The sequence below is a fragment of the Bradyrhizobium sp. 27S5 genome (genome assembly GCF_037217225.1).
Classification (GTDB): Bacteria; Pseudomonadota; Alphaproteobacteria; order Rhizobiales; family Xanthobacteraceae; genus Bradyrhizobium; species Bradyrhizobium septentrionale.
On record NZ_CP147714.1, the window covers coordinates 4,483,472 to 4,508,506 of the forward strand.

At 64.6% G+C, this 25,035-nt stretch carries 20 protein-coding genes and 1 pseudogene; 5 read left to right on the forward strand and 16 right to left on the reverse strand.

The features are described from left to right. The 9 genes and pseudogenes from WDM24_RS20830 to WDM24_RS20870 all read right to left on the reverse strand — a co-directional run bounded on the left by WDM24_RS20830 (position 1) and on the right by WDM24_RS20870 (position 12,183). Positions 1 to 1,650, reverse strand: a complete 1,650-nt coding sequence (locus WDM24_RS20830) for an acyl-CoA synthetase (RefSeq protein WP_338832296.1) — start codon at positions 1,648 to 1,650, stop codon at positions 1 to 3. Positions 1,651 to 1,674: 24 nt separating this feature from the next. Further along, a pseudogene (locus WDM24_RS20835) lies at positions 1,675 to 3,560 on the reverse strand (TRAP transporter large permease subunit). 22 nt (positions 3,561 to 3,582) lie between these two features. Beyond that, on the reverse strand, positions 3,583 to 4,602 hold the full coding sequence (locus WDM24_RS20840) for a TRAP transporter substrate-binding protein (protein ID WP_338832297.1): 1,020 nt from the start codon (positions 4,600 to 4,602) through the stop codon (positions 3,583 to 3,585). Positions 4,603 to 5,029: 427 nt separating this feature from the next. Next, the gene (locus WDM24_RS20845; RefSeq protein WP_338832298.1) at positions 5,030 to 6,199 is read right to left on the reverse strand and encodes an acyl-CoA dehydrogenase family protein; all 1,170 of its coding nucleotides are present in this window, start codon (positions 6,197 to 6,199) and stop codon (positions 5,030 to 5,032) included. Between the two features lie 26 nt (positions 6,200 to 6,225). Next, the gene (locus WDM24_RS20850) at positions 6,226 to 8,193 is read right to left on the reverse strand and encodes a non-ribosomal peptide synthetase (protein WP_338832299.1); all 1,968 of its coding nucleotides are present in this window, start codon (positions 8,191 to 8,193) and stop codon (positions 6,226 to 6,228) included. Positions 8,194 to 8,243: 50 nt separating this feature from the next. Further along, positions 8,244 to 9,230 (reverse strand): thioesterase domain-containing protein, encoded by a 987-nt coding sequence (locus WDM24_RS20855; RefSeq protein WP_338832300.1) that lies wholly within the window; start codon positions 9,228 to 9,230, stop codon positions 8,244 to 8,246. A 57-nt stretch (positions 9,231 to 9,287) separates the two neighbouring features. Beyond that, the gene (locus tag WDM24_RS20860) at positions 9,288 to 9,980 is read right to left on the reverse strand and encodes a 4'-phosphopantetheinyl transferase family protein (protein WP_338832301.1); all 693 of its coding nucleotides are present in this window, start codon (positions 9,978 to 9,980) and stop codon (positions 9,288 to 9,290) included. Positions 9,981 to 10,201: 221 nt separating this feature from the next. Beyond that, on the reverse strand, positions 10,202 to 11,302 hold the full coding sequence (locus WDM24_RS20865; RefSeq protein WP_338832302.1) for a S1/P1 nuclease: 1,101 nt from the start codon (positions 11,300 to 11,302) through the stop codon (positions 10,202 to 10,204). A gap of 74 nt (positions 11,303 to 11,376) precedes the next feature. Next, positions 11,377 to 12,183, reverse strand: coding sequence for an enoyl-CoA hydratase/isomerase family protein (locus tag WDM24_RS20870; protein ID WP_338832303.1), 807 nt, complete (start codon positions 12,181 to 12,183; stop codon positions 11,377 to 11,379). Positions 12,184 to 12,257: 74 nt separating this feature from the next. On the opposite strand from WDM24_RS20870, the gene nthA reads away from it, so the two are divergent. The 4 genes from nthA to WDM24_RS20890 all read left to right on the forward strand — a co-directional run bounded on the left by nthA (position 12,258) and on the right by WDM24_RS20890 (position 14,600). Then, positions 12,258 to 12,887 (forward strand): nitrile hydratase subunit alpha, encoded by a 630-nt coding sequence (gene nthA, locus WDM24_RS20875; protein ID WP_166295434.1) that lies wholly within the window; start codon positions 12,258 to 12,260, stop codon positions 12,885 to 12,887. Continuing rightward, complete coding sequence (nthB, locus tag WDM24_RS20880; protein ID WP_338832304.1) at positions 12,884 to 13,543, forward strand: nitrile hydratase subunit beta; 660 nt, start codon at positions 12,884 to 12,886, stop codon at positions 13,541 to 13,543. The genes nthA and nthB overlap by 4 nt, the downstream gene beginning before the upstream one ends. Continuing rightward, a complete protein-coding gene (locus WDM24_RS20885; protein WP_029081798.1) occupies positions 13,543 to 13,920 on the forward strand; it encodes a nitrile hydratase accessory protein in 378 nt (125 codons plus the stop codon). Before nthB ends, WDM24_RS20885 begins: the two co-directional genes overlap by 1 nt. Before the next feature lie 146 nt (positions 13,921 to 14,066). After that, a complete protein-coding gene (locus WDM24_RS20890) occupies positions 14,067 to 14,600 on the forward strand; it encodes a RidA family protein (protein ID WP_338832305.1) in 534 nt (177 codons plus the stop codon). Positions 14,601 to 14,627: 27 nt separating this feature from the next. On the opposite strand, the gene queC is transcribed toward WDM24_RS20890, so the two are convergent. After that, a complete protein-coding gene (queC, locus tag WDM24_RS20895) occupies positions 14,628 to 15,356 on the reverse strand; it encodes a 7-cyano-7-deazaguanine synthase QueC (RefSeq protein WP_338832306.1) in 729 nt (242 codons plus the stop codon). Positions 15,357 to 15,484: 128 nt separating this feature from the next. On the opposite strand from queC, the gene mazG reads away from it, so the two are divergent. Continuing rightward, complete coding sequence (gene mazG / locus WDM24_RS20900; RefSeq protein WP_338832307.1) at positions 15,485 to 16,300, forward strand: nucleoside triphosphate pyrophosphohydrolase; 816 nt, start codon at positions 15,485 to 15,487, stop codon at positions 16,298 to 16,300. Between the two features lie 32 nt (positions 16,301 to 16,332). On the opposite strand, the gene WDM24_RS20905 is transcribed toward mazG, so the two are convergent. From WDM24_RS20905 to WDM24_RS20930, 6 genes are all read right to left on the reverse strand, one after another. Then, positions 16,333 to 17,370 (reverse strand): MBL fold metallo-hydrolase, encoded by a 1,038-nt coding sequence (locus WDM24_RS20905; protein ID WP_338688137.1) that lies wholly within the window; start codon positions 17,368 to 17,370, stop codon positions 16,333 to 16,335. Between the two features lie 245 nt (positions 17,371 to 17,615). Beyond that, a complete protein-coding gene (mgtE, locus tag WDM24_RS20910; RefSeq protein WP_166295420.1) occupies positions 17,616 to 18,986 on the reverse strand; it encodes a magnesium transporter in 1,371 nt (456 codons plus the stop codon). A gap of 154 nt (positions 18,987 to 19,140) precedes the next feature. Next, positions 19,141 to 20,523 (reverse strand): GTPase HflX, encoded by a 1,383-nt coding sequence (gene hflX / locus WDM24_RS20915; RefSeq protein ID WP_338832308.1) that lies wholly within the window; start codon positions 20,521 to 20,523, stop codon positions 19,141 to 19,143. An 11-nt stretch (positions 20,524 to 20,534) separates the two neighbouring features. Beyond that, positions 20,535 to 20,783: an RNA chaperone Hfq gene (gene hfq / locus WDM24_RS20920; protein WP_006020546.1), complete on the reverse strand. Its 249-nt coding sequence runs from the start codon at positions 20,781 to 20,783 to the stop codon at positions 20,535 to 20,537. Between the two features lie 373 nt (positions 20,784 to 21,156). After that, positions 21,157 to 22,527 (reverse strand): sigma-54-dependent transcriptional regulator, encoded by a 1,371-nt coding sequence (locus tag WDM24_RS20925; protein ID WP_029084142.1) that lies wholly within the window; start codon positions 22,525 to 22,527, stop codon positions 21,157 to 21,159. A 17-nt stretch (positions 22,528 to 22,544) separates the two neighbouring features. Beyond that, positions 22,545 to 25,004 (reverse strand): sensor histidine kinase NtrY-like, encoded by a 2,460-nt coding sequence (locus WDM24_RS20930; RefSeq protein WP_338832309.1) that lies wholly within the window; start codon positions 25,002 to 25,004, stop codon positions 22,545 to 22,547. Positions 25,005 to 25,035: the final 31 nt, after the last annotated feature.

Below are 25,035 nucleotides of genomic sequence, written 5' to 3' on the forward strand. Positions count from 1 at the left end.
TCAGGCCGAGATCGCCTTCGCCGAGCCGACCTCGTTGCGCAGCAGGAATTTCTGGATCTTGCCGGTTGAGGTCTTCGGGATCACGCCGAACACCACTGATTTCGGCGTCTTGAAACCCGACATGTGCTCGCGGCAATAGGAGATAATCTCGGCCTCGGTCGCCTTGGCGCCGTCCTTCAGCTCGATGAAGGCGCAGGGCACTTCGCCCCATTTCGGGTCCGGCTTGGCGACAACAGCCGCGAATAGCACGGCCGGGTGCTTGTAGAGGATGTCCTCGACCTCGACCGAAGAGACGTTCTCGCCGCCGGAGATGATGATGTCCTTGGAGCGATCCTTGATGATGACGTAGCCGTGCTCGTCGAGCACGCCGAGATCGCCGGTGTGAAACCAGCCGCCGGCGAAGGCTTCCTGCGTCGCCTTCTCGTTTTTCAGGTAGCCCTTCATCACGATGTTGCCGCGGAACATGACTTCGCCGATGGTCTCGCCGTCGCGCGGCACCTCGCGCATGGTCTCGGGATCGAGCACCGTGACGCCTTCCTGCAGCGGATAGGACACGCCCTGACGCCGCTTCAGCTGCGCGCGCGCATCAGCCGACAATTCGTCCCAGCCCGGCTGCTCGGCGCAGACGGAGGCGGGGCCATAGACTTCGGTCAGCCCGTAAACATGAGTGAGCTTGATGCCGATGCGCTCGGCGCCTTCGAGCACTGCAACCGGCGGCGCCGCGCCCGCGATCAGGCCGACGACCGGCTTGGCCTTGCCGCCCGTGGGCGCACCCGGCGCGTTGATCAGCGTGTTGTAGACGATCGGCGCGCCGCACATGTGGGTGACGCCGTGCTCCGGGATCAGTTCGAAGATCTTGCCAGGATCAACCTTGCGCAGGCAGACATTGACGCCGGCGGTCGCCGCGATCGTCCAGGGGAAGCACCAGCCGTTGCAGTGGAACATCGGCAGCGTCCAGAGATAGACCGGATGCTGGCCGAGATTGCCGGCAAGGATATTGCTGACCGCGTTGAGATAGGCGCCGCGGTGATGGGTGACGACGCCCTTCGGATTGCCCGTCGTGCCCGACGTATAGCTCAGCGCGATCGCATCCCATTCGTCGGCCGGCGGCCGCTCCACGAAGCCAGGATCGCCTGACGCCACCGCCGCCTCATACTCGATCTCGCCGATCCGCTTGCCGCCGGCAAACGCAGCGTCATCAACGTCGATCACGAACGGTTTCGGGCCCTTCATCAGGGTCAAGGCTTCCGCGATCACGCCCGAGAATTCGGGATCGACCAGGATGATCTTTGCGCTGCCATGGTCGAGCTGGAACGCGATCGACGCCGCGTCGAGGCGGATGTTGAGCGCGTTCAGCACTGCGCCGGTCATCGGCACCGCGAAATGCAGCTCGTTCATCGCCGGAATGTTCGGCAGCATCGCCGCGACCGTGTCGCCATGGCCGATGCCGTGGCCGACGAGATAGGCCGCAAAGCGCTTGCAGCGCTCGTAGGTCTCTTTCCAGGTGAAGCTGCGGCCCTCATAGACCGCGCTGACATGGTCGGGATAGACCGCGGCCGAGCGCGCCAGGAAGCTCAGCGGGGTCAGCGGCACGTAGTTGGCAGGCGTCTTGTCCAAGCCGATCGTGTACTGGTTTTGAGCTGCACTCATGGCTCTATCCCATCCGCAAGGTGCTTAGAGGAAACCGATCGATATCCAGGGGAAGATGGCGACGATGATCAGGCCGATCAACAGCGCCAGCATGTAGCCCCAGATCGGCCGGATACCCTCGGCCGCATCGACGCGCCCGATGGCGCAGGCGGCATAATAGCCGACGCCGAACGGCGGCGCGAACAATCCGATGCCCATCGCCAGGATGATGATCATGGCGTAGTGCACCTCGTGGACGCCAACCTGGCGCGCAATCGGAAACAGCAGCGGCCCGAACAGCACGATCGCCGGAATGCCCTCGAGCACGCTGCCGAGGATCACGAAGGCCAGGATCGAGACCGCGATGAAGGTCGCCGGACCGCCGGGCAGCCCGGCCATCGACGCCGCCAGCGCCCGCGAGAAGCCGGACTGGGTCAGGCCCCAAGCCATGCCGGTCGCGGTGCCGATGATGAAGAGGATCGCGCCCGACAGGCAGGCCGTGTCGATCAGCATCGGCAACAGCCGCCGCCAGTTGAACTTGCGGTAGATCAGAAGGCCGATGACGAAGGCGTAGACGATGCCGATCGTCGAGACTTCGGTCGCGGTCGCGATGCCTTCGACCACGGCATAGCGGATCACGAAGGGCAGGGCCAATGCGGGCAGGGCGAACACCAGCGCCTTGCCGATCTCGCTGCCGGTGGCGCGCTGGACGTGGCTGAGGTCCTCGCCGCGGTAGCGCCACCACACAAGCCCGGACAGCGTGATCGCCAGCACCACGCCCGGCAGCAGGCCGCCGGTGAACAGCGCCGAGATCGAGACGCCGGTGACCGAACCGATCGTGATCAGCACCAGGCTCGGCGGAATGGTTTCGGTTTGCGCGCCGGTGGCGGCGAGCAGGGCGACGAGATCGCCCGGCTTGGCGCCGCGCTCCTTCATTTCCGGGAACAGCACGGGTGCGACGGCCGCCATGTCGGCGGCCTTCGATCCGGAGATGCCCGAGACCAGGTACATCGCGCCGACCAGCACGTAATGCAGGCCGCCGCGGACATGTCCGAGCAGGCTCGCCAGGAACGCCACCATCGCGCGCGCCATGCCGGTCATCTCGATCAGGAGGCCGAGGAAGACGAACAGCGGCACCGACAACAGGATCAGGTGGCTCATGCCCTCGTCCATCCGGCCGACCAGCACCATCAGCGGCGTCCGCGTCGTCAGCGCCAGATAGCCGAAGATCGCCATGCCGAAGGCAAAGCCGATCGGCACGCCGGCGAACACGCAGAAGCCGACCACGCCGACGAAGAAGATGATCAGATTGAGGTTGCCGAGCGGCCGCAGCATCGGCTGCGCCAGCCAGAACACCCCGATCAACGCCGCCACGGTGAGCGCGGCCAGCAGGAAGGTCTTGAACTCGCCGACCCGCGCCAGCCGCAACAGCGCAAACAGCGCCATCAGGCAGGTGCCGACCGGCAGCGCTGCGGCGCGCCAGGTGTTGGAGATCTGCAGCGCCGGCGTCGTGATGAAGCTTTCCTCGTAGGCGTATTCATAAGCCGGCCGCACGATCAGGATCAGGAAGGCCAGCGCGGCGCAGGTCGCGACCACGTCCAGATAGGCGCAGAGCCGCGGTCCGGCGCTCGCGACCAGCGCCGTCATCCGCATGTGCTCGCCGCGGCGGAACGCGACCGCCGAGCCCAGCATGGCAAGCCACAGGAACAGGATCGACGCCAGCTCGTCCGACCAGATCAGCGGCGCATGGAGCACGTAGCGCGCCACCACGCCGGCGAACAGGATGACGACCTCGGCGACCACAAGGATCGCCGCCGTATTTCCACCAGCAACCCGAGGGCGGCCTCGATGGAACCGAGTACGGAGCGGCGGCGAGGGGGCTGCGACGCCGCCTCGCCGGCCACGGCCGGCGTCATCTCGACATGAGCCATGGCAAGCCTCCCGCTTGATCGATCAGGACAGTTTGCCGACCGACTTCTCGAGCAGGTCCCAGGCCTTGTCGCCGTACTTGCCCTTCCACTCGGCGTAGAAGCCGGCGGCGCGCAGCTTGTCGCGGAACGGTCCAACCTCGGGCTGGTTGAACATGAGCCCCTTGCCCGCGAGCTCCTGCTTCACGGTGGCGTTCAGCTTCTCGGTGTCCTCGCGCTCCTTGACGGCCGCCGCGTTGACGTTCTTGGCGACGATGGTCTTGATATCGTCGGGCAGAGCCGCCCAGGCACGACGGTTCATCAGGAACCAGAAGCCGTCCCACATGTGGTTGGTCAGCGAGCAGTACTTCTGCACCTCGTACAGCTTCGCGGCCGAGATCAGCGCCAGCGGATTCTCCTGGCCTTCGACGATCTTGGTCTGCAGCGCCGAATAGACCTCGCTGAAATTGATCGAGGCGGGCGATGCATCGAACGCCTTGAACATCGAGGTCCACAGAGGCGACACCGGCACGCGGATCTTGAAGCCCTTGAGATCGTCCGGACCGTTGATCGGCTTGGTCGACGACGTGGTCTGGCGGAAGCCGTTGTCCCAGATCTTGTCCATGACCTCGAGGCCGGCCTTGTTGATCTCGCCGCGCACATAGGCGCCGAGCTCGCCGTCCATGGCCTTCCAGACCGTGGGATAGTCAGGGAATGCGAAGCCGATGCCGTTGATCGAGGCCGCCGGCACCAGGGTCGCCAGGATCAGGCCGGACAGCGTGAAGAACTCGACACCGCCGGAGCGCACCTGGCTCAGCATGTCGGTATCGGAACCGAGCTGGCTGTTCGGGAACACCTGCAGGTCAAACCGGCCGTTGGTCTCGGTCTTGATCGCTGCGGCCATCTCCCGGGCACGCGCCACGAACGGATGCGACTCCGGCAGGTTGTTGGCGAACTTGTAAGAGAACTCGGCCGACTGGGCGCGCGCGACATAGGGCGCGCCAATCCCGCCCAGGACGGCGGAAGCGGCTGAGACCTTCAGTAGCGTGCGTCGTGAAAAGCTCATTGGTTTCTCCCAAGAGAGGCTTGTTGTTGTTCTGAGATGCCATCCTATACGGACCTGATGCCGCGGGGTCACCAGCGATCTCTGCACAGCTGGGGCTTATTGCAGCGTCCGTACGCCGCGGCAATATCGGCTTTCAGACGAGACGCGCGGCCGTGGATCGCTGCGGCCTGGGAGCAAACCAAACGGATCGTCGGACGGCCCTCGGGACGGCGCTAACTTGCGGACTGGTGCGAAGATTTCCCACTAAATATCTGATCTAATTGTAGATATAAATATTCCATAATATACCTTATGCGAATTACGGATACGGGGTTTACGCCGTGGCGGGGTCCGAACAGCGTCGGACCCCGGCACTCGCCATTGAACGAAGCACCGCGGCTGGATGCCCTCCGCGACCTCTCCCGATCTCCTTGGTGTCGCATGAGGTTCACGACATCGACGCGATCACCTCGAGCATCACCTCCGTCGCGCCGCCGGCAATGGGCAGCACGCGCGCGTCACGCGCGATGCGCTCGATTGGGGTCTCGCGCATGACGCCCATGGCGCCGTGGAACTGCACGCAGGCATACGCGACCTCGTTGACGAGTTCGGCACAGATCGCCTTCAGCATCGAGATCTCGCGCAGGCAATCGTCGTCGGCCGCCATGCGCCAGGCAGTGGCATAGAGGAACCCGCGGTTTGCCTCCACCTTCGCGGAGAGCATCGCCAGACGCTGGCGGATCGCCTGCATATCCCACAGGACGCCGCCGAAGGCGCGGCGGGTCTTCACGTAGGTGAGGGTCATATCGATCGCTGCCTCGGCCATCCCGATCGCCATGGCGGAGAGGACTAGGCGCTCGTTCTGGAAGTTGCGCATGATGGAGTAGAAGCCCTGCCCCTCCGCGCCCAGCACGTTCTCGGCGGGGATCCGGCAACCGTCGAACACGAGCTCCGCGGTGTCGGAGGAGCGCCAGCCCTGCTTGTCCAGCACGCGTCCGACGGTAAAGCCCGGCGTACCTTTCTCGACCAGGAACATCGTGATCCCGTTGCCTCCTGCCGCGGGATTGGTCTTGGCGGCGACGCAGTAGAGATCGGCGTGGACGCCGTTCGTGATGTAGAGCTTGGTGCCGTTGAGGATGTAAGAGTCGCCTTCTCGCACCGCGCGCGTGCGGATGGCCTTGACGTCTGAGCCGGCATCCGGCTCCGTGATGGCGACCGCGGTGATCACCTCGCCGCTGACAATGCCCGGCATCCAGCGGGCCCGCTGGGCTTTGGTCCCGTCGTGAAAGACATACACCGACGCCATGTCGGCCTGGACCAGCATCGCGTCGGCAACGCCGCCATAGGTCGAGCGCCCGAGCTCCTCGGCGAAGACCGTTGACGCGACCGCGTCCATCTCGGCACCGCCATATTCGGCCGGGTAACGGATGCCGAAGAAGCCGAGTTCGCCCATGCGGCGCAGGACCGGACGGGGAATGAACCCCTCCTCTTCCCAGCGATCCGCACAGGGCTTGATCTCCTCCTCGACGAACCGGCGGACCTGGTCCCGCAACAGCTCATACTCCGCCGCCATCCAAGGCAGTCCCGGTCCTTGCGGCGGCACCCAAGCTTTGTCCATCGTGTTTGTCCGCTCTCTGCCAGCAGCTAGAGTTCGATTTCCTCTCTCGGTCCCGCCGAAGGTGCGGCGGCATCGGAGTCGACCAGCCAGCGCATTCCGTCGATCACTTCCGCCAGTTCGGCCAGTGTCGGGCGCTCGAACAGGTTGCGCAGTTGCACGTCGACGCCAAAAGTCTTTCGCATGCGCGCCACCGTCCGGACCACCAGCAGCGACTCGCCGCCCAGATCGAAGAAGTTGTCGTGACGTCCGATCGACTTGACCTTCAGGAGATCGCACCACAGCGCGGCCAATGTCTTCTCGGTCTCTGTCGAGGGAGCGACGAATTCCTGTGCCGGCTGGATGTTTTCCGCCGTCGGCTCGGGAAGCGAGGCGCGGTCGACCTTGCCGTTGGGCGTGAGTGGCATCCGTTCAAGGCGAACACAGTGCGTCGGAATCATCGCCTCCAACAGCTCTTCGGCGAGGTGGGCGCGCAGATCCGCCACCGTCAGAGGTTTCGACGAGACATAGTAGGCCGCAAGTCGTGCGATGCCGCCTTCGGCCGCCGACGGTTCGATGACAGCGACGGCGCATTCCTGCACCTGCGGGTGCTTGAGAAGCCGCGCTTCGATCTCGCCCAGCTCGATACGCGCACCGCCGACCTTCACCTGATGATCGGCGCGGCCGAGAAATTCCAGGCGCCCTTCCGGGCTCCAGCGGGCGAGATCGCCCGTCTTGTAGAGCCGCAGCTTCGAGTATCCGTCTCGAGGATCGATGGCGGTACGGAAGCGCTCGTCGGTCAGGTCAGGGCGATTGAAATAACCTCTCGCGAGACCGTCGCCGGCAATGAACATCTCGCCGATGATGCCGGTGCCGGTGGGCTGATAGGTTTCGCTGAGGACGTAGATTCCCGCATTGGCGGCCGGCACGCCGATCGGCACCGATGCGGATTGATCGCGCTCGATGTCGAAACGGTGAATCATGCAGCCCACCGTGGCTTCGGTTGGTCCGTACTCGTTGTAGATCTCGACCGGATGTGGGATGGCTTTCGTGATGTCGCGAGCCAACTCGGTCTTGAAGTCCTCGCCGCCCACGATGAACTTGCGAAGTCTTGTGGTCTCGAGATCGCGGTCGCGGATCATCGCGAGATGCGCCGGCGTCAGCTTCATGATGTCGACCGCATTGTCGTCGACCACCTTGAGCGCGACCATGTTCTGCACGCCGGGATCGCCAAGATAGACCACGATGCGGCCGCCGGTGATGAGCGGCGTGAAGAGCGTTGTGACGGTCAGGTCGAAGGCGAGAGATGAGAACAGCGGCCATGCGAGAGGTTCGCCGGAACTGTAGACCCGAGCGGCCCACCAGATGTAGTTCACCAGGCTCCGGTGCGCGATCTCGACGCCCTTCGGGGTGCCGGTCGAGCCGGAGGTGAAGATGATATAGGCGGTGCCGTCCGGCGTGGCAGCGGACGGCCGGGCTGAGTCCGGCTGATTCAAAATCGAGCCGAAATCGGCGTCGAGCACGAAAATATCGGCGAGATCGGGGGAAATGACGGATTGCAGGCGCGCTTGCGTGATCGCCACCGGCGCCCGCCCGTCGGTGCCGTTGGAGATGTCCTTCAGGATTGTTGCGATGCGCCCCTTCGGCGTCGCCGCATCCACCGGCACATAGGCTGCGCCGGACTTCAGCACGCCCAGGATCGCGACAACGACCTCAATGGAGTGTTCCATGAACACAACGGCAATCCGGCCCGGCGCCACGCCGGTCGAGCTCAAATGCGCGGCCATCTGATTGGAGCGTTCGTCGAGCTGCCGGTAGGTCAGCGCTACATCGCCGAAGCGGATCGCTTCGGCGTCAGGGCTGCGCGTCACCTGGTCGCGAAAGAGATCGATGATCGTCCGGTCTGACGGGTAGTGCGCCGCCGTGGCGTTGTACTCGACAACCAGCGCCTGATGATCGGCATCCTTCTGCAGGGGAAGCGCTACGCCCTCCTCCACAATGGGCAGGACTTCATTCATGACTACGCTCCAATCGGGCAAATCAAATAATCAAATCACACGTCAATCGTTCAAATCTTGGCCTTGCGATAAAGCTCTGCGATGGCCGGCGCTTCGGGGTCCTCGAGCATGGAGGCTGCGTGACAGCCCTCGGGCCCAAAATAAAATTCGGCATTGGGCACCACGCGAAGCCATCGGCGCGGTCCCGCGCCCGATCGCAGCCAGGCCTTGTTCGGAAGGAATATGCAGACCCGACCCGAATACGGAGTAGGATCGTACCGCTGAAAAGCCGAGAGCGCCGTCGATTTGAGCCGAGCTCTGCTCGCCAGCACCGGATCTGTCGCGACCGGTTGTTTGCTTCCGAGGGCGCGGAAACGCTCGCGAACGCGGCTGCCGAAATATCGCAGACGAGCGCTGAATGTCGGCAGCTTCGCCATCTCTCGCAGCAACGCTTCGGCGGTTTCCCTGGCTGAGAAATACAGCCAACGCGGCAGTTCCTGATAGGTGGTGGGATGAAGCGGGCCAAACAGCGCAATGCATGGGACCTCTGCGCCGCGGCGTCCCAGGATTTTCGCCAGTTCGAAAGCTGTTGGAGCGCCGGAGCAATAACCGGCGATGATGTACGGACCGGTCGGCTGAAATTCGACGATCTGGCAGGCGAAGTCCTCGGCGATATCTTCGACGCGGTCCATCGGCTCGCTCTGCCCGTCGTAGCCGGTCGGTTGGAGTGCGTAGAAAGGTTGATCGCCGCCCAGGTGCTTCGACAGGTCCGAGAATGTGAAGGGGGCGCCGACATGGCCGGGCACGGCGTAAATCGGCGTGCGTGTGCCGCGCGACTGCAGGGGGATGATTGCAGGCTGCTGCGTGGCCGCTGCCGTGGCCATGTTCAGAAACGCGATGATCTCGCCCTTCCGGTCTTGCAACTGCCCGCGAAGCTCCGCCGTCAGTGCGCCCGCCGGAGCGTTGCAGCGCAGCCGGTCGCCTTCCACCCAGACCTTGATGTCCTTGACCGCCAGGTCTGCGAGAAGCTCCGAAAACTGCATCAAGTTCGCTGACATAGGGCCGTCCCGAATGAACTCCCGTGCAGTCCAATGGAATTCGCGGAGACACCTCGTTTAGTGCATCGTGACATCGCGCGAACGCCAGTTCCGGATGACCACGCTCCCGATATACCCACTTCGAGGTACGAATCTTCGAACAAGCCAATCCTTTTCATCCCAGGAAATGGGCTGCCCCAAGCCGCACCCCAGGGCCTTGGAGATAGCCTCCAGCCGGGTCCAACGCCGGAAGAAGCCTTCCAGGCGGCCTTCCGGACCAAGGGCGGTGTAGGACTCGTACTCGGAGGTGGAAAAGCAGAGCGCTGCGACCTCGTCCGCTTCGGGCACAGGGAGCACTGCCTCGATGTCCACCCCGACCTCTTGCGTGGTCGAGAGGGCGATGGCCCCCATATCTCCGGATCGCGAGACGCTGAAGCGCAAATCGCGGGAGGGCATGCGGTGCGAGAGCCGAGGTTTGCCCAGCGGTCCATATTCGAACTCGACGTCGGACGGCGAGAGTCCCAGTCTGGAAGCGAGGACCCGGCGCAGCTGGCCGCGGGCCACAACAAAGCGGCGGCGGTCGCGCTCCAGCCTCAACCCCGCGGCGCGCCGACGCTCCTCGTCGTTGACGCAAACGCCTGTCGCGCGAACGATGTCCGGCTCCACATCGAGCGTGAAGGCCAGAACCTCCAAGCCATCACTCTCGAGAACCGGCATGATGATCCCGGCTCGCAGCTCGAGGGCCTTGTCCAAATAGCTCGGAGTGAGCAATGCTGGCTCCCTGCCCGCGCCGGAAGCTTGGCCAAAGTCGAGCTCAGGGCAGCAGTCAGACGTCATACCTGCATTCCGATCGCAGAGGCGCTCATGCGCGCAAGTCTATTGTGTCCGACGAACAGCAGCGCCGTTCGCGCGGATTTCCTCGATTAAGCAATCGCATAGGCGCGAAAGCAAGGAGCGCCGGTGGCTATTCGGATGTATGGTTGGGCTACCCCTCACGGCCATATTGCATTCAGCAGTTCGGCCAACCTCGCCCCGCCCTTGGCGAGTTGCCGGCGCTTGATCGCGTCGGCGGCCTGCAGATAGTCCATGTGGCTGTCGAAATTGACGATCCATTTGGACTGCACCGGCGGCGACGTCGGGCCGAAGCTCAGGCCCTTGAACGCATCATGCGCGACCAGCAGCGTGTCGGTCGCCCAGGCCGCCGGCCAACCGTCCGGCGTACCCGGGCTCGCCGGGACGGCCTTCGCCGCGTCGATCAGTTCACCCGTCGCGGCATCGCGGAGGTCGGTCGGGATGTCGTCCCATTCATGGTGCAGGTTGATGGTCTGGAACGGGACCGCGACGCCATCCTGGATCGCATTGCCGCCGATCGTATCGCTCCCGGGATCGACCTGGTGACTAACGTCCGGGTCGACCGGCTGTCCGTTGGGATCGAGATAGACCGAGCCGACATGCAACGGCTGGTGCAGGTCGCCGATCAGATGCGCGAGCAGCAGCAGCGCCTCCTTCTTGTCCTTGATCGAGAACGGGAATGGCGGCGGGATCGGCTTGTCCTGAAGTACTGCGATGGCGGCGCTGATCGCCGCGACCAGATCGTTCGGATTGGTCCCCTGGAAGCTGCGGTCGAAGGCGCCGCGCTGGATCGCGACATCGACGAAATGGAAGGTGTTGTGACAACCGCGCTCGAAGCCGTCGGGCTTGTAGGAGCAGGTCGACCAGTTGCGGGCGGGATAATCCACCATCCGCCCCCTCTCCCGCGCCGAGTTGAACGGCGTGCAGGGCACTTCGTAGTCGAGATGTTCGGGGTCGACCTCGTAATGAAAGCGGCCGTCATCGTGACGGACGACGCTCTTCACGCAATCGAGCCAGGGTCCGGACTTGCGCAGGTCGATGCCATCCGTGTCGCCCTCGTTGAGGAGTTGCTGGACCTTCGCCTTCGCGGCGGGCTTGAGCAATTGGTCGGCGATCGCACCGACGACGCGATGGCCCTCATAGCCCCAGGCCGACGCCGCGGTCGGGTGAAGCGCAATGGCGGCAAGCCAGCCCAACAAGGCGCCCAGGAACCAGCCCGATGCAACGACCGTTCTCGACATCGCGCGACCTCGCAATTGTGCCAAACTTCCTGTGGTTGTCCGATACTGGCGCAACAATCGTAAGACAATGCGCGTCAGCGCCCCCTGAAGCGTGGGGGCCGCCGCCCGAGGAACGCCGCGACGCCCTCCTTGTGGTCTTCGGTCAGGCTCGCCAGCGCGAACTGGTCGAGATCCATGTGGCTGGCGAGATCGTCGAGCGCATGCGCCAGCCGGTTGACCGTCAGCTTGGTCATCGCCACCGAAATCGGCGGCTGGGCGGCGACCTTGGCCGCGAGCGCCATCGCGGCGTCATAGGATTTGCCGGCATCGCTCACCTGCTCCACCAGGCCCCATTCATAGGCCTGGTCGGCCGAGATGCGGTCGTCGGCCAGGATCACCGCCTGCTTGGTGCGCGCCGGGCCCATCAGATGCAGCATGCGCGGCACGCTCTGCCAGCTCATGTTCATGCCGAGCGCGATCTCCGGCACGCGCAGATGCGCATCGCGCGCCATGACGCGGAAATCCAGCGCGACCGCGAGCGCCACACCTCCGCCGACGCAGAAGCCCTCGATCGCGCCGATCGTGACCTGCTCCATGTCCTGCCAGGCGCGCGTCAACCGCGGCCCGAGCTTGAGGTGCCGGCGCAGCGTGCCCATGTCCATGGTCTGGCGCAAACGTCCTTCGGGGTCCTTCAGGTCGAAGCCGGCGCTGAACGATTTGGCGCCGCCGGTCAGCACGACCACCGAGGTTCCGCCGTCGTCCTCAAAACTGCGCGCGGCATCGGTCAGCTGCCGCAGCGCTTCCGGCGACAGCGCGTTGATACCGTCGCCGCGGTCGAACCGCACCACCGCGATGCGGCCCTCCGGTCCAAGGCCCTTCTCGATCGTCACATCATCAACCACGCATACCTCCCTGCTCGCATTGTTGTGTACTGCTTGCCTCGACATAGCACGCCCGTTTCGCCTATTCTGTGGGCATGAGCGAACATGATCACCACCACCACGATCACGACCATTCCGACCTGTCGGAGACCGAACTGCGCGTCCGCGCGCTGGAATCGATCCTGACCGAGAAGGGCTATGTCGAGCCGGCCGCACTCGATGCCATCGTGCAGGCCTATGAGACAAAGATCGGCCCGCATAACGGCGCCCGGGTCGTCGCCAAGGCCTGGACCGATCCCGCCTTCAGGAAGGCGCTGCTCGAGGACGCCACCAAGGCGGTCGGCACCCTCGGCCATGTCAGCCGGGTCGGCGACCATCTGGTCGCGATCGAGAACACGCCTGGCCGTCACAACATGGTCGTCTGCACATTGTGCTCCTGTTACCCTTGGGAAATGCTTGGGCTGCCGCCGGTCTGGTACAAGGCCTCGCCGTATCGCTCGCGCGCGGTCAAGGATCCGCGCGGCGTGCTCGCCGATTTCGGCGTCAGCCTGCCGAAGGACATCGAGATCCGGGTGTGGGATTCGACCGCGGAGACGCGCTTCCTCGTGCTGCCGATGCGGCCCGCAGGCACCGAGGGCTGGAGCGAGGAACAGCTCGCCGAACTCGTGACGCGGGATTCCATGATCGGCACGGGATTCCCGAAAACGCCGGGAGCCCCGTCGTGAACGGCGTCCACGACATGGGCGGCATGGACGGGTTCGGCAAGGTCGAGCCCGAGCCGAACGAGCCGATGTTCCATGAAGAATGGGAATCGCGGGTGCTCGCGATGGTCCGCGCGATGGGTGCGGCCGGCGCCTTCAACATCGACGCATCGCGCTTCTATCGCGAAACCCTGCCCCCGCAGGTCTATCTTTCGAGCTCCTATTACAGGAAATGGCTGCTCGGGCTCGAGGCCCTGCTGCTCGCCAAGGGCTTCATCTCGGAGGACGACGTCGCCGCCGGACGTTCCGTCGCGCCGGCGAAGCCGCTCAAGCACGGCAAGTTCTCGATGGCCGATGTCGAGCGCATCATGGTGCGCGGCAAGTTCGGCCGCGCGGCACCGGGGGCCGCGAAGTTCAAGGCCGGCGATCGGGTGCGGGCGAAGAACATCCATCCCGCCACCCACACGCGGCTGCCGCGCTATGTGCGCGGTCATGTCGGGGTAGTCGAACGCGATCATGGCTGTCACGTGTTTCCCGATACGGTGGCGAACGATGCCGGCGAGCATCCGCAATGGCTGTACACCGTCGTGTTCGATGGACGCGAACTGTGGGGAGCGGACTCCGATCCGGCCCTCAAGGTGTCGATCGACGCGTTCGAGCCGTATCTGGAGGCGGTGTGATGGATGCGACCGCCGCAGCCCGCGCCACCAGCGCCGTATCCAGCATTCCCCGCGATCAGGACGGTCCGGTGTTCCGCGCGCCCTGGGAAGCCCAGGCGTTTGCGATGGCGTTGAGCCTGCATGACCGCGGCGTGTTCACCTGGAGCGAATGGGCCGCGGCGCTCGCCGATCAGATCAAGCGCGCGCAGGCCGCCGGCGATCCCGACACCGGGGAGACCTATTACCAGCATTGGCTGGCGACGCTCGAACACCTCGTCGCCGCCAAGGGCGTCACGACACCAGAGACCCTGCACCGCTACCGCGACGCCTGGGACCGCGCCGCCGACCGCACCCCGCACGGCAAGCCGATCGCGCTGACGCCGGCGGATTTTGAGTAGCGGCGTACTCGCCTCGTCGTCATTTGCACGCTCAAACAGCTTGTTCGGTGTCATCACCCGCGCATGCGGGTGATCCAGTATTCCAGAGGCGTCGGTGCTTGAGCCGAGAGGCCGCGGCGTACCGGATCGCCCGGTCGAGCCGGGCGATGACAGATGAGGTGAGGACGCATTCTCGCGAGATGATTTGTCCGAGCTTTGCTCTTGGTTCCGCACGACGAAGACCGGCTTCCGAAGCCGCGAATTGGCCGCTATATCCGAGTGCCCAGATGCGAGGCAGAGCGATGAAATCACGCGTTCAGACGTTTACGCCGCCGAACACGCCCACTCCGATCGGGCCGTATCATCACGTTGCAAAGGTTGGAGACCAGATCTGGATCGGAGGAACCGCCGGAGTCGATCCCGCAACCGGCGCCTTGGCGGGACCGGACGTCGGTGCTCAGACGCGGCAGATCCTGAAATCGTTCGCCGTGATGCTCGCGGCGGCGGGTTCCGACCTGGACCATGTGACTCACGTCAACATCTTCCTTCGCGAGATGTCCGACTTTGACGCGATGAATTCGGCCTATGTGGAAATGATGGGAGATCACCGGCCCGCGCGCACAGTGATCGCGGTTCGCGAACTGCCCAAGCCCGGCGTCTTGCTCACGATGAATCTCACCGCGGTGACCAGGCTGCCGTGATCCGGCCAAGCGTACGACCCCGGCAACTCAGTGATCGGGGCGATCGCCTCGCGCCGCATACTCCCGCCAGCCCCTGGCCCGCAGGCTGCACGCCGGGCATTCGCCACAGCCATAGCCCCAATCGTGCTGCGCGCCGCGTTCGCCGAGATAGCAGGTGTGCGAGTGCTCGCGGATCAGGTCGACCAGCCCTGCCCCGCCGAGTTCGTGCGCGAGCCGCCAGGTGGCGGCCTTGTCGAGCCACATCAGCGGCGTATGCAGCTCGAAATCCCTGGCCATGCCGAGGTTGAGCGCGGACTGCAGCGCCTTGATGGTCTCGTCGCGGCAATCCGGATAGCCGGAATAGTCGGTCTCGCACATGCCGCCGATGATGTGGCGGATGCCGCGGCGATAGGCCAGCGCCGCGGCGAAGGTGAGGAACACGAGGTTGCGGCCAGGCACGAAAGTGTTCGGCAGCCCGTCCGCGCCCATCTCGATCGCAACGTCGCGGGTCAGCGCGGTGTCGGAAATCTCCGACAGCGTCGGGATATCGAGCGTATGGCTGTCGCCGAGCTTCGCCGCCCAGTCCGGCCGCATCTGCCTGATCCCCGCCAGCAGGCGGTCGCGGCAGTCGAGTTCGATTGCGTGGCGCTGGCCGTAGGAGAAGCCAAGCATTTCGACGCGCGCAAAGCGCGACAGGGCCCAGGCCAGACAGGTGGTGGAATCCTGGCCGCCGGAAAACAGCACCAGGGCGGTGTCGGAATTGTTCTGATCGCTCATGGAACGCGATTTAGCACCTGATGATGCCGCGGCCAATCCGTGGACAGCGCCGTGTTTCCGGCGTGTTTTGCTGGGATCGGCAGAGCCGATTTGGCATAAAGCCATACCCCCTCAGAGTGCGGTGCCCGATGACCCCTTCCCGCGACATTTCCCGCCTGATCGAGATCATGGCTGCGCTGCGCACGCCGGTTACGGGGTGCCCATGGGACCTCGAGCAGGATTTTGCGACGATTGCGCCCTACACGATCGAGGAGGCCTATGAGGTCGCGGATGCGATCACGCGCGGCGATTTCGACGATTTGCGCGAGGAGCTCGGCGACCTCCTGCTGCAGGTGGTCTATCACGCCCGGATGGCGGAGGAGCAGAACGCCTTCGCGTTCGGCGATGTGGTCGAGGCGATCACCAGGAAGATGATCCGCCGTCATCCGCACGTCTTTGCCGACAAAGACGGCAATATCCAGCCCGCCGGCGTCAAGAGCGCCTGGGAGCGCATCAAGGCCGAGGAGAAGGCCGAACGCGCCGCCCGGCGGCCGCCGGAGGAGACCGCGCATACATCGCTGCTTGCCAGTGTGAAGGCCGGCCTCCCTGCCCTGACGCGGGCGATGGAATTGCAGCGCAAGGCATCCACCGTCGGCTTCGACTGGAACGACCCGCGCGCCGTGCTGGCCAAGATCCGCGAGGAAGCCGACGAGATCGAGGCCGCACTCGACAGCAAGGACAAGGAGGAGCTCGCAGCGGAGACCGGCGATCTGATGTTCGCCGTCGTCAACCTCGCCCGCCACGTCGACGCCGATCCGGAAACGACGCTGCGGGCGACCAACGCCAAGTTCGAGCGGCGGTTTGCCTATATCGAGAAGGCGCTGGCGGCGAAGGGCCGCTTGCTCGATGGCGCGTCGCTGGAAGAGATGGATGCACTGTGGAACGAGGCGAAACGCGCGACGTAGATTTTCTCCCCTCGCGCGCCTCGAAACTTCGCCTAGAGATCAGCTCCGGCACGTCGGGCTTGCGCGCGCATGACACCGAATGGATCGTTCCGGGCGGCCAGTTTGCGATAGACCCTGAGGTCGTCGGGTGTCATCCCCTCGCCGCGTTTCATGTTCGAACTTCCTTCGGCACCGATTGGAATTGACGTGCCGGCGCCGGCATAAATGTATCTGTCGCCAAATGCCTTCTTCAGGGCGGCAAAGGTCGGCTCGCCGGTGCAGTGTCCGGGGGCGATGCTTTCGACCTTGAAACGGTCCTGCAGCGCGGTCGTCACCTTCGTGATCACCTCGTCGGGCGCGGCGACCAGATGGAATCCGCCAGCGATCAGCCGAATCCTGGGATTGATTGCTGCCGCGGCCTCGACGATCCGCTCGATTCCAGGGTGCGAGCAGCCGACGACGAGCACGATGCCATCGGCAGTATTCACCGCCATGGACAGCTCCTTGAGCTCCCTCGTTCCCGGCAGATCGGAAATCAGAGCAATGAGCGTAATGCCGGGTGCGATTTCGGTCGTTTGGTCTATCAACTCGAAGTTGGCGTCCGCCCAGGCAGCGCCGAATTTCATGATCTCAGGCGGCTTGCCGTCGTAGTACCGCATCTCCGGCGGCAACGACTCGTCCTTGCGGTAGAAGCTCGACGGCACCGACGAGCCGTAGATGCCAAATGCTTCCTTGGGCGCATAAATCTTGACCTTCGGGTTGACGCTCAGGACATGGCTCAGGCCCGCCATGTGATCGGAGTGCCGGTGCGACAACACCACGAAATCGAGGCTGGTGAGGTCCACACCCTTCGCCTTCACATTGGCAGCGAAGATCTTCGCGTTGTCGCCGGTATCGAACAGGATGCGCTTTCCTCCGATTTCCACGAGGGCGGAGAAGCCCCAATCCTTTGTCATCGTGGCGTCCTTACCGAACGCATCGTACAGGATGGTGATCCGAGCAGCCGGCTCGGCCGCATATGTTGCAGTGCCGATCAATGCAGCGAGACCTGCGAGAACGACTGCGAAAAGGAAACTTGATTTGAGATTCATGGAAGTTCCCCCTGTTCAAACGCAACGATTGAGGAATTCCTGACAGGCAACCAGCCGGTAAAGAGCTGGGCTGAGACCTGCCGAGTTCAGAGACCGGCCTTCCAACGCTCTGATCTCGCGGACGGCCTAGCTTAGGGAAATCCTCCTGCTGTGCGCCGGGAGCCGCAAGCTAAATATTTTCAGCCTCGACCGTGAACCTTTTCCTTGGTGCGCGAGACTACTCGCCCTCCATCAATAATCAGGCGCTAGAGCAACGTCCCGCGCAAAATAACGGCCGCCACGCCGAAATAGATCACGAGCCCCGTCACGTCGACCAGCGTCGCGACGAACGGCGCTGATGCGCTGGCGGGATCAAAACCGATGCGCTTGAGGATGAACGGCAGCATCGATCCGCACAGTGAGCCGAAGGTGACGATGCCGACCAGCGCGGCGCCGACGGTCGCGGCGACCAGCACCCAATGCGGACCGTAGTCGAACAGGCCAAGGGTCTGCCAGAGCGTGATCCTGACGATGCCGATCACGCCGAGGATGGCGCCGAGCACAATACCGGTCGGCAGTTCGCGCACGGCGACACGCCACCAGTCGCGCAGCCGCACCTCGTGCAACGCCAGCGAGCGGATCAGAAGCGATGTTGCCTGTGAGCCGGAATTGCCACCGGAGCTCATGATCAGCGGGATGAACAGCGTCAGAACGATAGCCTTCTCGAGTTCGGTCTGGTACGACTGCATCGCCGTCGCGGTCAGCATTTCCGAGAGGAACAGCGCGCACAGCCAGCCGGCGCGCTTCTTGATCATCTCGCCAAAACCGATCCGCAAATACGGCTCGTCGATCGCTTCCATGCCGCCGAACTTCTGGGCGTCCTCGGTGGATTCCTCGACGATCGCGTCGATGACGTCGTCGACCGTGACAATGCCGAGGATGTGGCCGGGACCGTCGACGACCGCGACCGCGAGCAGATCGTAGCGCGAGATCAGCCGCGCCGCTTCCATTCGGTCGGCTTCGGGGGCGATCATCAGCGGCTTTCGCGCCGGCGCTGCGGTGAGCACGTTGGCGTGCGGATCGGCCGAGATCAGGCGGCGCAGCGGCACGGCCTGGATCAGGGTCTTCTTGACCGGGTCGGTCACGAAGATCGAGTAGACGGTCTCGCGGGTGCGCTCGACCATCCGGATGTGATGCAGAACCTCGGCGATGGTCCAGTTCGAGGGCACGCTGACGAATTCGGTCGTCATGATGCTGCCGGCGCTGCGCTCCGGATAGGCCAGCAGCCCCGAGATGACGTTGCGGGTTTCCGGGTTGAGGCCGTTCAACAGCGTGGTGCGCAGCGGCTCGACCAGTTCCTTGAAGATGTCGGCGGCGCGGTCATCGGAGACGCCGGACAGCAGCGCTACCGCGGTGTCCTGCGGCAGCTCGGCCAGGATCTCGCAGGTGTTGTCGAGCCCGGGCAGGTCGAGCACCTCGATCGCCTTCTCGGCCGGCAGCGATCGCAGCAGCGTTGCTGCATCAGCCGGCTCCCGGGCGTTGAGGGCATCGACGATCTCGGGGGCCCGTGCATGGGCGAGATCGCCGTTCTGGCCGGCGAGCGTCTCTTTGGTGATGGTTTCGCTGGTGTCCTGCATCGATCGGCCTCGGCTTTGCGTCCCGCAGCGCAATGAACCAAGGCGGCGCGGATTTCAAACAGAAAGTGCGACCGCCCGTCGCAGGCGCGCCGGAGTGAGGCCACGTCACGGTGCCGTCATATTTCAGATGATTGCGGGGTCCCGGATTGGCGGCTTACGCCTCGTGGGGCACCGCGGCGAACCGGCTCACGACGATGTCGCGCTTGGTCTCGTCGACCCGCACCGTCATGTCGAAGCGCTCGCCATTGAGCTCCTTGTTCAGGACCTCGGCATTGCGGTGCAGCCAGCTGATGCCGGCGCCGTCGGAGGCGTCGATCGAAAGCTGCAGCGTCGCGCGCTTGGCCGCGAGGCGGTCCTCGATGGCCGTCAGCAGCGCGTCGATGCCCTCGCCCGTCACGGCGGAGACCAGGAAGCACGGCCGTTCCGGCGGACGGCGCGCGGCGATGTTGCGCAAATTGTCCCGCTCCTCGGGATCGAAGCGGTCGATCTTGTTCCAGACCTCGATGATGCGCTGGCCGCCATCGGCGTCGGGATCGATCCCGAGCTGGCGCAGCACGCCCTCGACATCGCGCTCCTGCGCTTCGGCATCTTCATGCGAGATGTCGCGGACGTGCAGGATGATGTCGGCCTCCAGCACCTCCTCCAGCGTGGCGCGGAACGCGGCCACCAGCTGGGTCGGCAGATTGGAGATAAAGCCGACCGTATCCGATAGCATCGCCTTTCCGCCATGCGGCAGGTTGAGCGCGCGCAAGGTGGGATCGAGCGTCGCAAACAGCATGTCGGCGGCCTGCACGTCGGCCCGCGTCAGGCGGTTGAACAGCGTCGATTTGCCCGCATTGGTGTAGCCGACGAGCGCCACCACGCGGTACGGCACGCGCTGGCGGCCGGCGCGATGCAGTCGCCGCGTCGCCTGCACCTTCTTCAGCTCGTTCTCAAGCCGCGTGATGCGGTCGCCGATCAGGCGGCGATCGGCCTCGATCTGGGTTTCGCCGGGACCGCCCATGAAGCCGAAGCCGCCGCGCTGGCGCTCGAGATGGGTCCAAGAGCGCACCAGACGGCTGCGCTGGTAGTTGAGATGGGCGAGCTCGACCTGCAGCGCGCCTTCCTTGGTCTTGGCGCGGCGGCCGAAGATTTCCAGGATCAGGCCGGTGCGGTCGAGCACCTTGGTGCTCCAGGCCTTCTCGAGATTGCGCTGCTGGATCGGCGACAGCGCGCAATCCATCACCACGAGCTCGACCTTGTCGCTGGCGACGAGGCCGTTGATCTCCTCGACCTTGCCCTTGCCGAGATAGGTCGCGGGCCGGATCTGGCTGATCGGCGCGACGACGGATTCCACCACGGTAAGGTCGATCGCGCCGGCGAGGCCGGCGGCTTCCTCGATCCGCGCTTCGTAGTCGCGGACAGAGGAATCCGTTTGCGCATCGCCGTCGCCACGGCGCATGCGCAGGTACGGGCCGATGACGATCACCCGCCCGGTGCTAACGTCCCCCGCCGACCGCGGACGGTCGGCGCCCCCTTCACGATTGAAGGGTTCCAATCAGTTCACTCTCAAGCCGGTGCGTCCTCGCCACCCTCGAACAGCTGAATCGGAGCGCCGGGCATGATGGTCGAGATCGCATGCTTGTAGACCAGCTGCGAGTGACCGTCGCGCCGCAGCAGCAAACAGAAATTGTCGAACCAGGTGACAATGCCCTGCAGCTTTACTCCGTTGACCAGAAAGATCGTCAGTGGCGTTTTTGTCTTACGAACGTGATTAAGGAAGGTGTCTTGTAGATTTTGTGCGCGGTCTGCCGCCATTGTTTTTGTCCCGCAAGCTTGTGCTTCTTTTTATTGAACCGGTTGCTGCTCTCTGACGGAGCCTCCTCCGGCTGCCCACCTGCCCTGAGATCCCCCTCCGGCAGGCATAGCAGGTAGGATTAGAGGCTACGCGCGGTTTTTAGGCAAGCCAGTTCGCGCAGCAGTCGGTAGGAACACGGTGGCAATTCTAAGAAAGTGCAGGGAAAGAGATGAATATTCTCGCGGGGAGTGGATAAATCCCCGGTTGCAGCGGCCCCGTTCTCGCCTCGCCCATCATCCCGCCCCGACCCCGAGGGCCGGGCACCGCTCCGGCGGGTGACCGCCGGGGTTTTGCTTCAAGCTGCCGGCCAATTGCTGGCCGGGCGCGCCGGGGTCAGCCGACCCCGAGCGCCTTCAGCTTGCGATGCAGCGCCGAGCGCTCCATGCCGACGAACTCCGCGGTGCGCGAGATATTGCCGGAGAAGCGGCTGATCTGGGCGATCAGATAGTCGCGCTCGAACACCTCGCGGGCCTCGCGCAGCGGCAGGCCCATGATGTGCTCGCCATTGTTGGAGGTCGGCATCGCCGGCACCATCGAGCCGACGTCCTGCGGCAGCATGTCGGCGGTGATGATCGCCTCCGGCCCGCCGCCGGCCAGGATCATCACCCGCTCGACGTTGTTGCGGAGCTGGCGGACATTGCCCGGCCAGACATGCGACTGCAGCACCGCCATCGCATCCTGCCCGATCTGCCGTTTCGGCAGGCCTGTCGCGGCCGAGATCTGGTCCATGAAATAGTCGATCAACTCGGGGATGTCCTCGCGGCGCTCCGACAGCGGCGGCACGCGGATCGGCACCACCGAGAGGCGATGGTAGAGATCCTCGCGGAAACGGCCCGCGGCGATCTCCTCCTCCAGATTGCGCGCGGTCGAGGAGATGATGCGGACGTCGACATGCACCTTGCTGGTGCCGCCCTGGCGCTGGAAGGTCTGATCGACCAGCACGCGCAGGATCTTGTTCTGGGTCTCGCGCGGCATGTCCGCGATCTCGTCGATGAACAGCGTGCCACCATGCGCTTCCTCGAGCGCGCCGGCCTTGCGCTGCTGCTCGCCGTTCGATCCCTCGAAGCCGAACAGCTCGATCTCCATCCGCTCCGGCGTGATCGCCGCCGCATTGATCACCACGAACGGCCCCTCGGCTCGCCCGGAGGCATGGTGCAGCGTGCGCGCGGCGAGCTCCTTGCCGGCGCCGGAGGGACCGACGATCAGGATGCGGCTGTTGGCCTTGGCGGCGCGGTCGATGGTCTGGCGCAGCTGGTTCATGCAGGCGGAGCGGCCGGTCAGGACGCTGGCCGCCGGAGCCAGTTGCTTGAGCTCCTTGACCTCGCGCTTGAGCCGCGAGGTCTCCAGCGCGCGGGTCGCGACCAGGATCAGCCGGTCAGACTTGAACGGCTTCTCGATGAAGTCATAGGCGCCGCGCTTGATCGCGGCGACGGCGGTTTCGATGTTGCCGTGGCCGGAGATCATCACGACCGGCAGGTCGGCATTGTCCTTCTTGATCTGCTCGAGCAGCTGCAGGCCGTCGAGCTTGGAGCCCTGCAGCCAGATGTCGAGGAAGACCAGGTTCGGGCGGCGGTTGGCGATTTCGGCAAGCGCCGAATCGCTGTCGCGCGCGGTGCGCGTGGAAAACCCCTCATCGTCCAGAATACCCGCAACGAGGTCGCGAATGTCTGCTTCGTCGTCGACAATCAGAATGTCACTGGCCATGGGTTACACCTGTCTTGTCAGTCGCCCGTCGCGGCTTTGATTTTTGGCTGTTGCGCATTTGGTTCTTGGATTGGCTGTTCGATCGGCTTTTGGATTTTTGCTTCATTGTTGGTCGCCTCTGCCGGGCCGCTGGTCGGCTCTTGCGGCGGATTTTTTTCACTGCTGGGGTCGGTCGATTCCGGTTTGACGTCCGGACTTTGTTCCTTGTTCTCGGGCTTCGTCTCGGGCTTGGCCGCCTGGCCCGTGACGGCAAAGCGCAGCCGCATCCAGGCGCCGCGCTGGCCCTCGCGGAAGTCGGAGGCGTCCTTGAGCTCGATCCGGCCGCCATGGTCCTCCAGGACGCGGCCGACGATCGCAAGCCCGAGGCCGGTGCCCTTCGCCCGGGTCGTGACATAGGGCTCGAGCAGGCGCGCACGGGCGACCTTGGGCAGGCCGATGCCGTTGTCGATGACGTCGATCAGGATGTCGTCGTTCTCGCGCTGCGCCACGACGTCGATCCGGCCCTTGCCGAGCTCCTCGCGCGGAACCTGCTCGATCGCCTCGGTCGCATTCTTGATGATGTTGGTCAGTGCCTGCGAGATCAGCCGGCGGTCGAACTGCGCGGGCAGCGGCGACTGCTTGATGTCGGCCTCGATGTCGAGATCGGGATGGGCGACCTTCATCAGGAACACCGCCTGGCGCACCACGTCGGCGACGTCCTCGCCTTCCATCACCGGCTTCGGCATCCGCGCAAAGCGTGAGAATTCGTCGACCATGCGCCTGATGTCGTCGACCTGGCGCACGATGGTGTCGGTGCACTGCTCGAAGATCGACTTGTCCTTCGCCTCGGTGATGGTCTTGCCGAACTTGCGCCGGATGCGCTCGGCGGAGAGCTGGATCGGGGTCAGCGGGTTCTTGATCTCGTGGGCGATGCGGCGGGCGACGTCGCCCCAGGCCGAGGTGCGCTGCGCCGACACCAGTTCGGTGATGTCGTCGAGCGTGATGATGTAGCTGTCGCGCGACTGGCTGGTCTGCTCGGCCGAGACGCGAACCGACAGATTGCGCTCGTTGCCGTCGCGCAGGATCGTGACCTGCCCCTGCACCAGACGCTGCGTGCCCTCGCGCGCGGTCTTCATCATCTCGTCGAGCTCGGGCAGCACGTCCGAGAGCGGATGGCCGAGCGTCTCGGACTCGGCGTGGCCGATCAGCTTCTCCGCCGAGCGGTTGAGCACGCCGATGGTGCCTGATGCGTCGACCCCGATGATCCCTGCGCTGGCCGATGACAGCACCGCCTCGATGAAGCGGCGGCGGCTGTCGATGGTTTCGCTGGCGTCGACCAGCTCGTTGCGCTGGGTGCGCAGCTCCTGGGTCATCTTGTTGAAGATCTCGCCGAGCTGAGCCAGATCGCCCGCGGTCCTTTGCACGGGGACCTGCACATCGAGATTGCCGGTCGAGATCTCGCTCGCCGCGCCCATCAGCTGGCGGATCGGTGCCACCAGCCCGTTGGCGAAGTTGAGGCCGATCAGCACTGAGGCCATCAGGATGGTCAGCGCAATCACCGCGAACATCAGGGCGAACGCGACCTGGATGCCGAGCCTGCGGGTCTCGAGCTGGGCATATTCGGCCGCGCTGGTCTGGGTCTGCTTGAGCTGGGCAACGACCGCCGGATCGAGCAGCCGCGCCACATAGAGGAAGGTGTCGTCGAAGGTCTTGAGGCGGACCACGGAGGCGACATAGCTCTCCGGGAACACCGAGATTTCGGGATCGGTATCGTTGACCTTGCTCAGAAATTCCGGCGGCGGCAGCGCGTAGCTCAAATTGATCCCGGTCTCGGCGCTCTCCAGGATGGTGCCGTTCTTGTCCATCAGCACCACGACCGGCAGGTTGCGCGCGGCCGCGGCGGCCGTCAGGAACTCGCGGAACGACAGCCGATCCTGGTCATAGAGCGGCGTCAGGCGCGCGCGCGAGATGTCGTTGGCCATCCCCAGGATGTCGCCGCGGATCAGCTGGGCATGCTCCTGCATATAGGCGCTGGCAATCGTCAGCGAGTTCTGGATCACCTGCTTGGTAGGACCCGAGAACAGCCGGTCGAGGCCGCGTTCGATGGTGACGTTGGCGACGATCGACACCAGCACGGCGGGCAGCACCGCGATCACCGAGAACAGGCCGACGATCTGCACGTGCAGCCGCGCCGCCGCCCGGCCGCGCCGCCTCGCCTGCACCATCTGCCAGACCTCGCGGACGATGATCCCGACCAGCAGCAGGATGGTGCCGGCATTGATCATCAGGAACGAGCGCACCACCTCGGGTGTCGGCTCGATCGGGGTCAGGTTGGTGAGCACCACGAAGGTGAGAAACGCCGACAGCAGCGCGATGGCCACCGCGAACGGCGCCAGCCAGCGTCGCAGAGGAAAGCCCCGCGCCTCTGGCCGAGCCTGTGTATTGGGCTCGGCCGGGGTCGCGTGTAACGTTGAAGCGGTGGTCTCTGCGCTGGTCATACCGGCAATTGAGCTGAGAGCGATCGCCCGC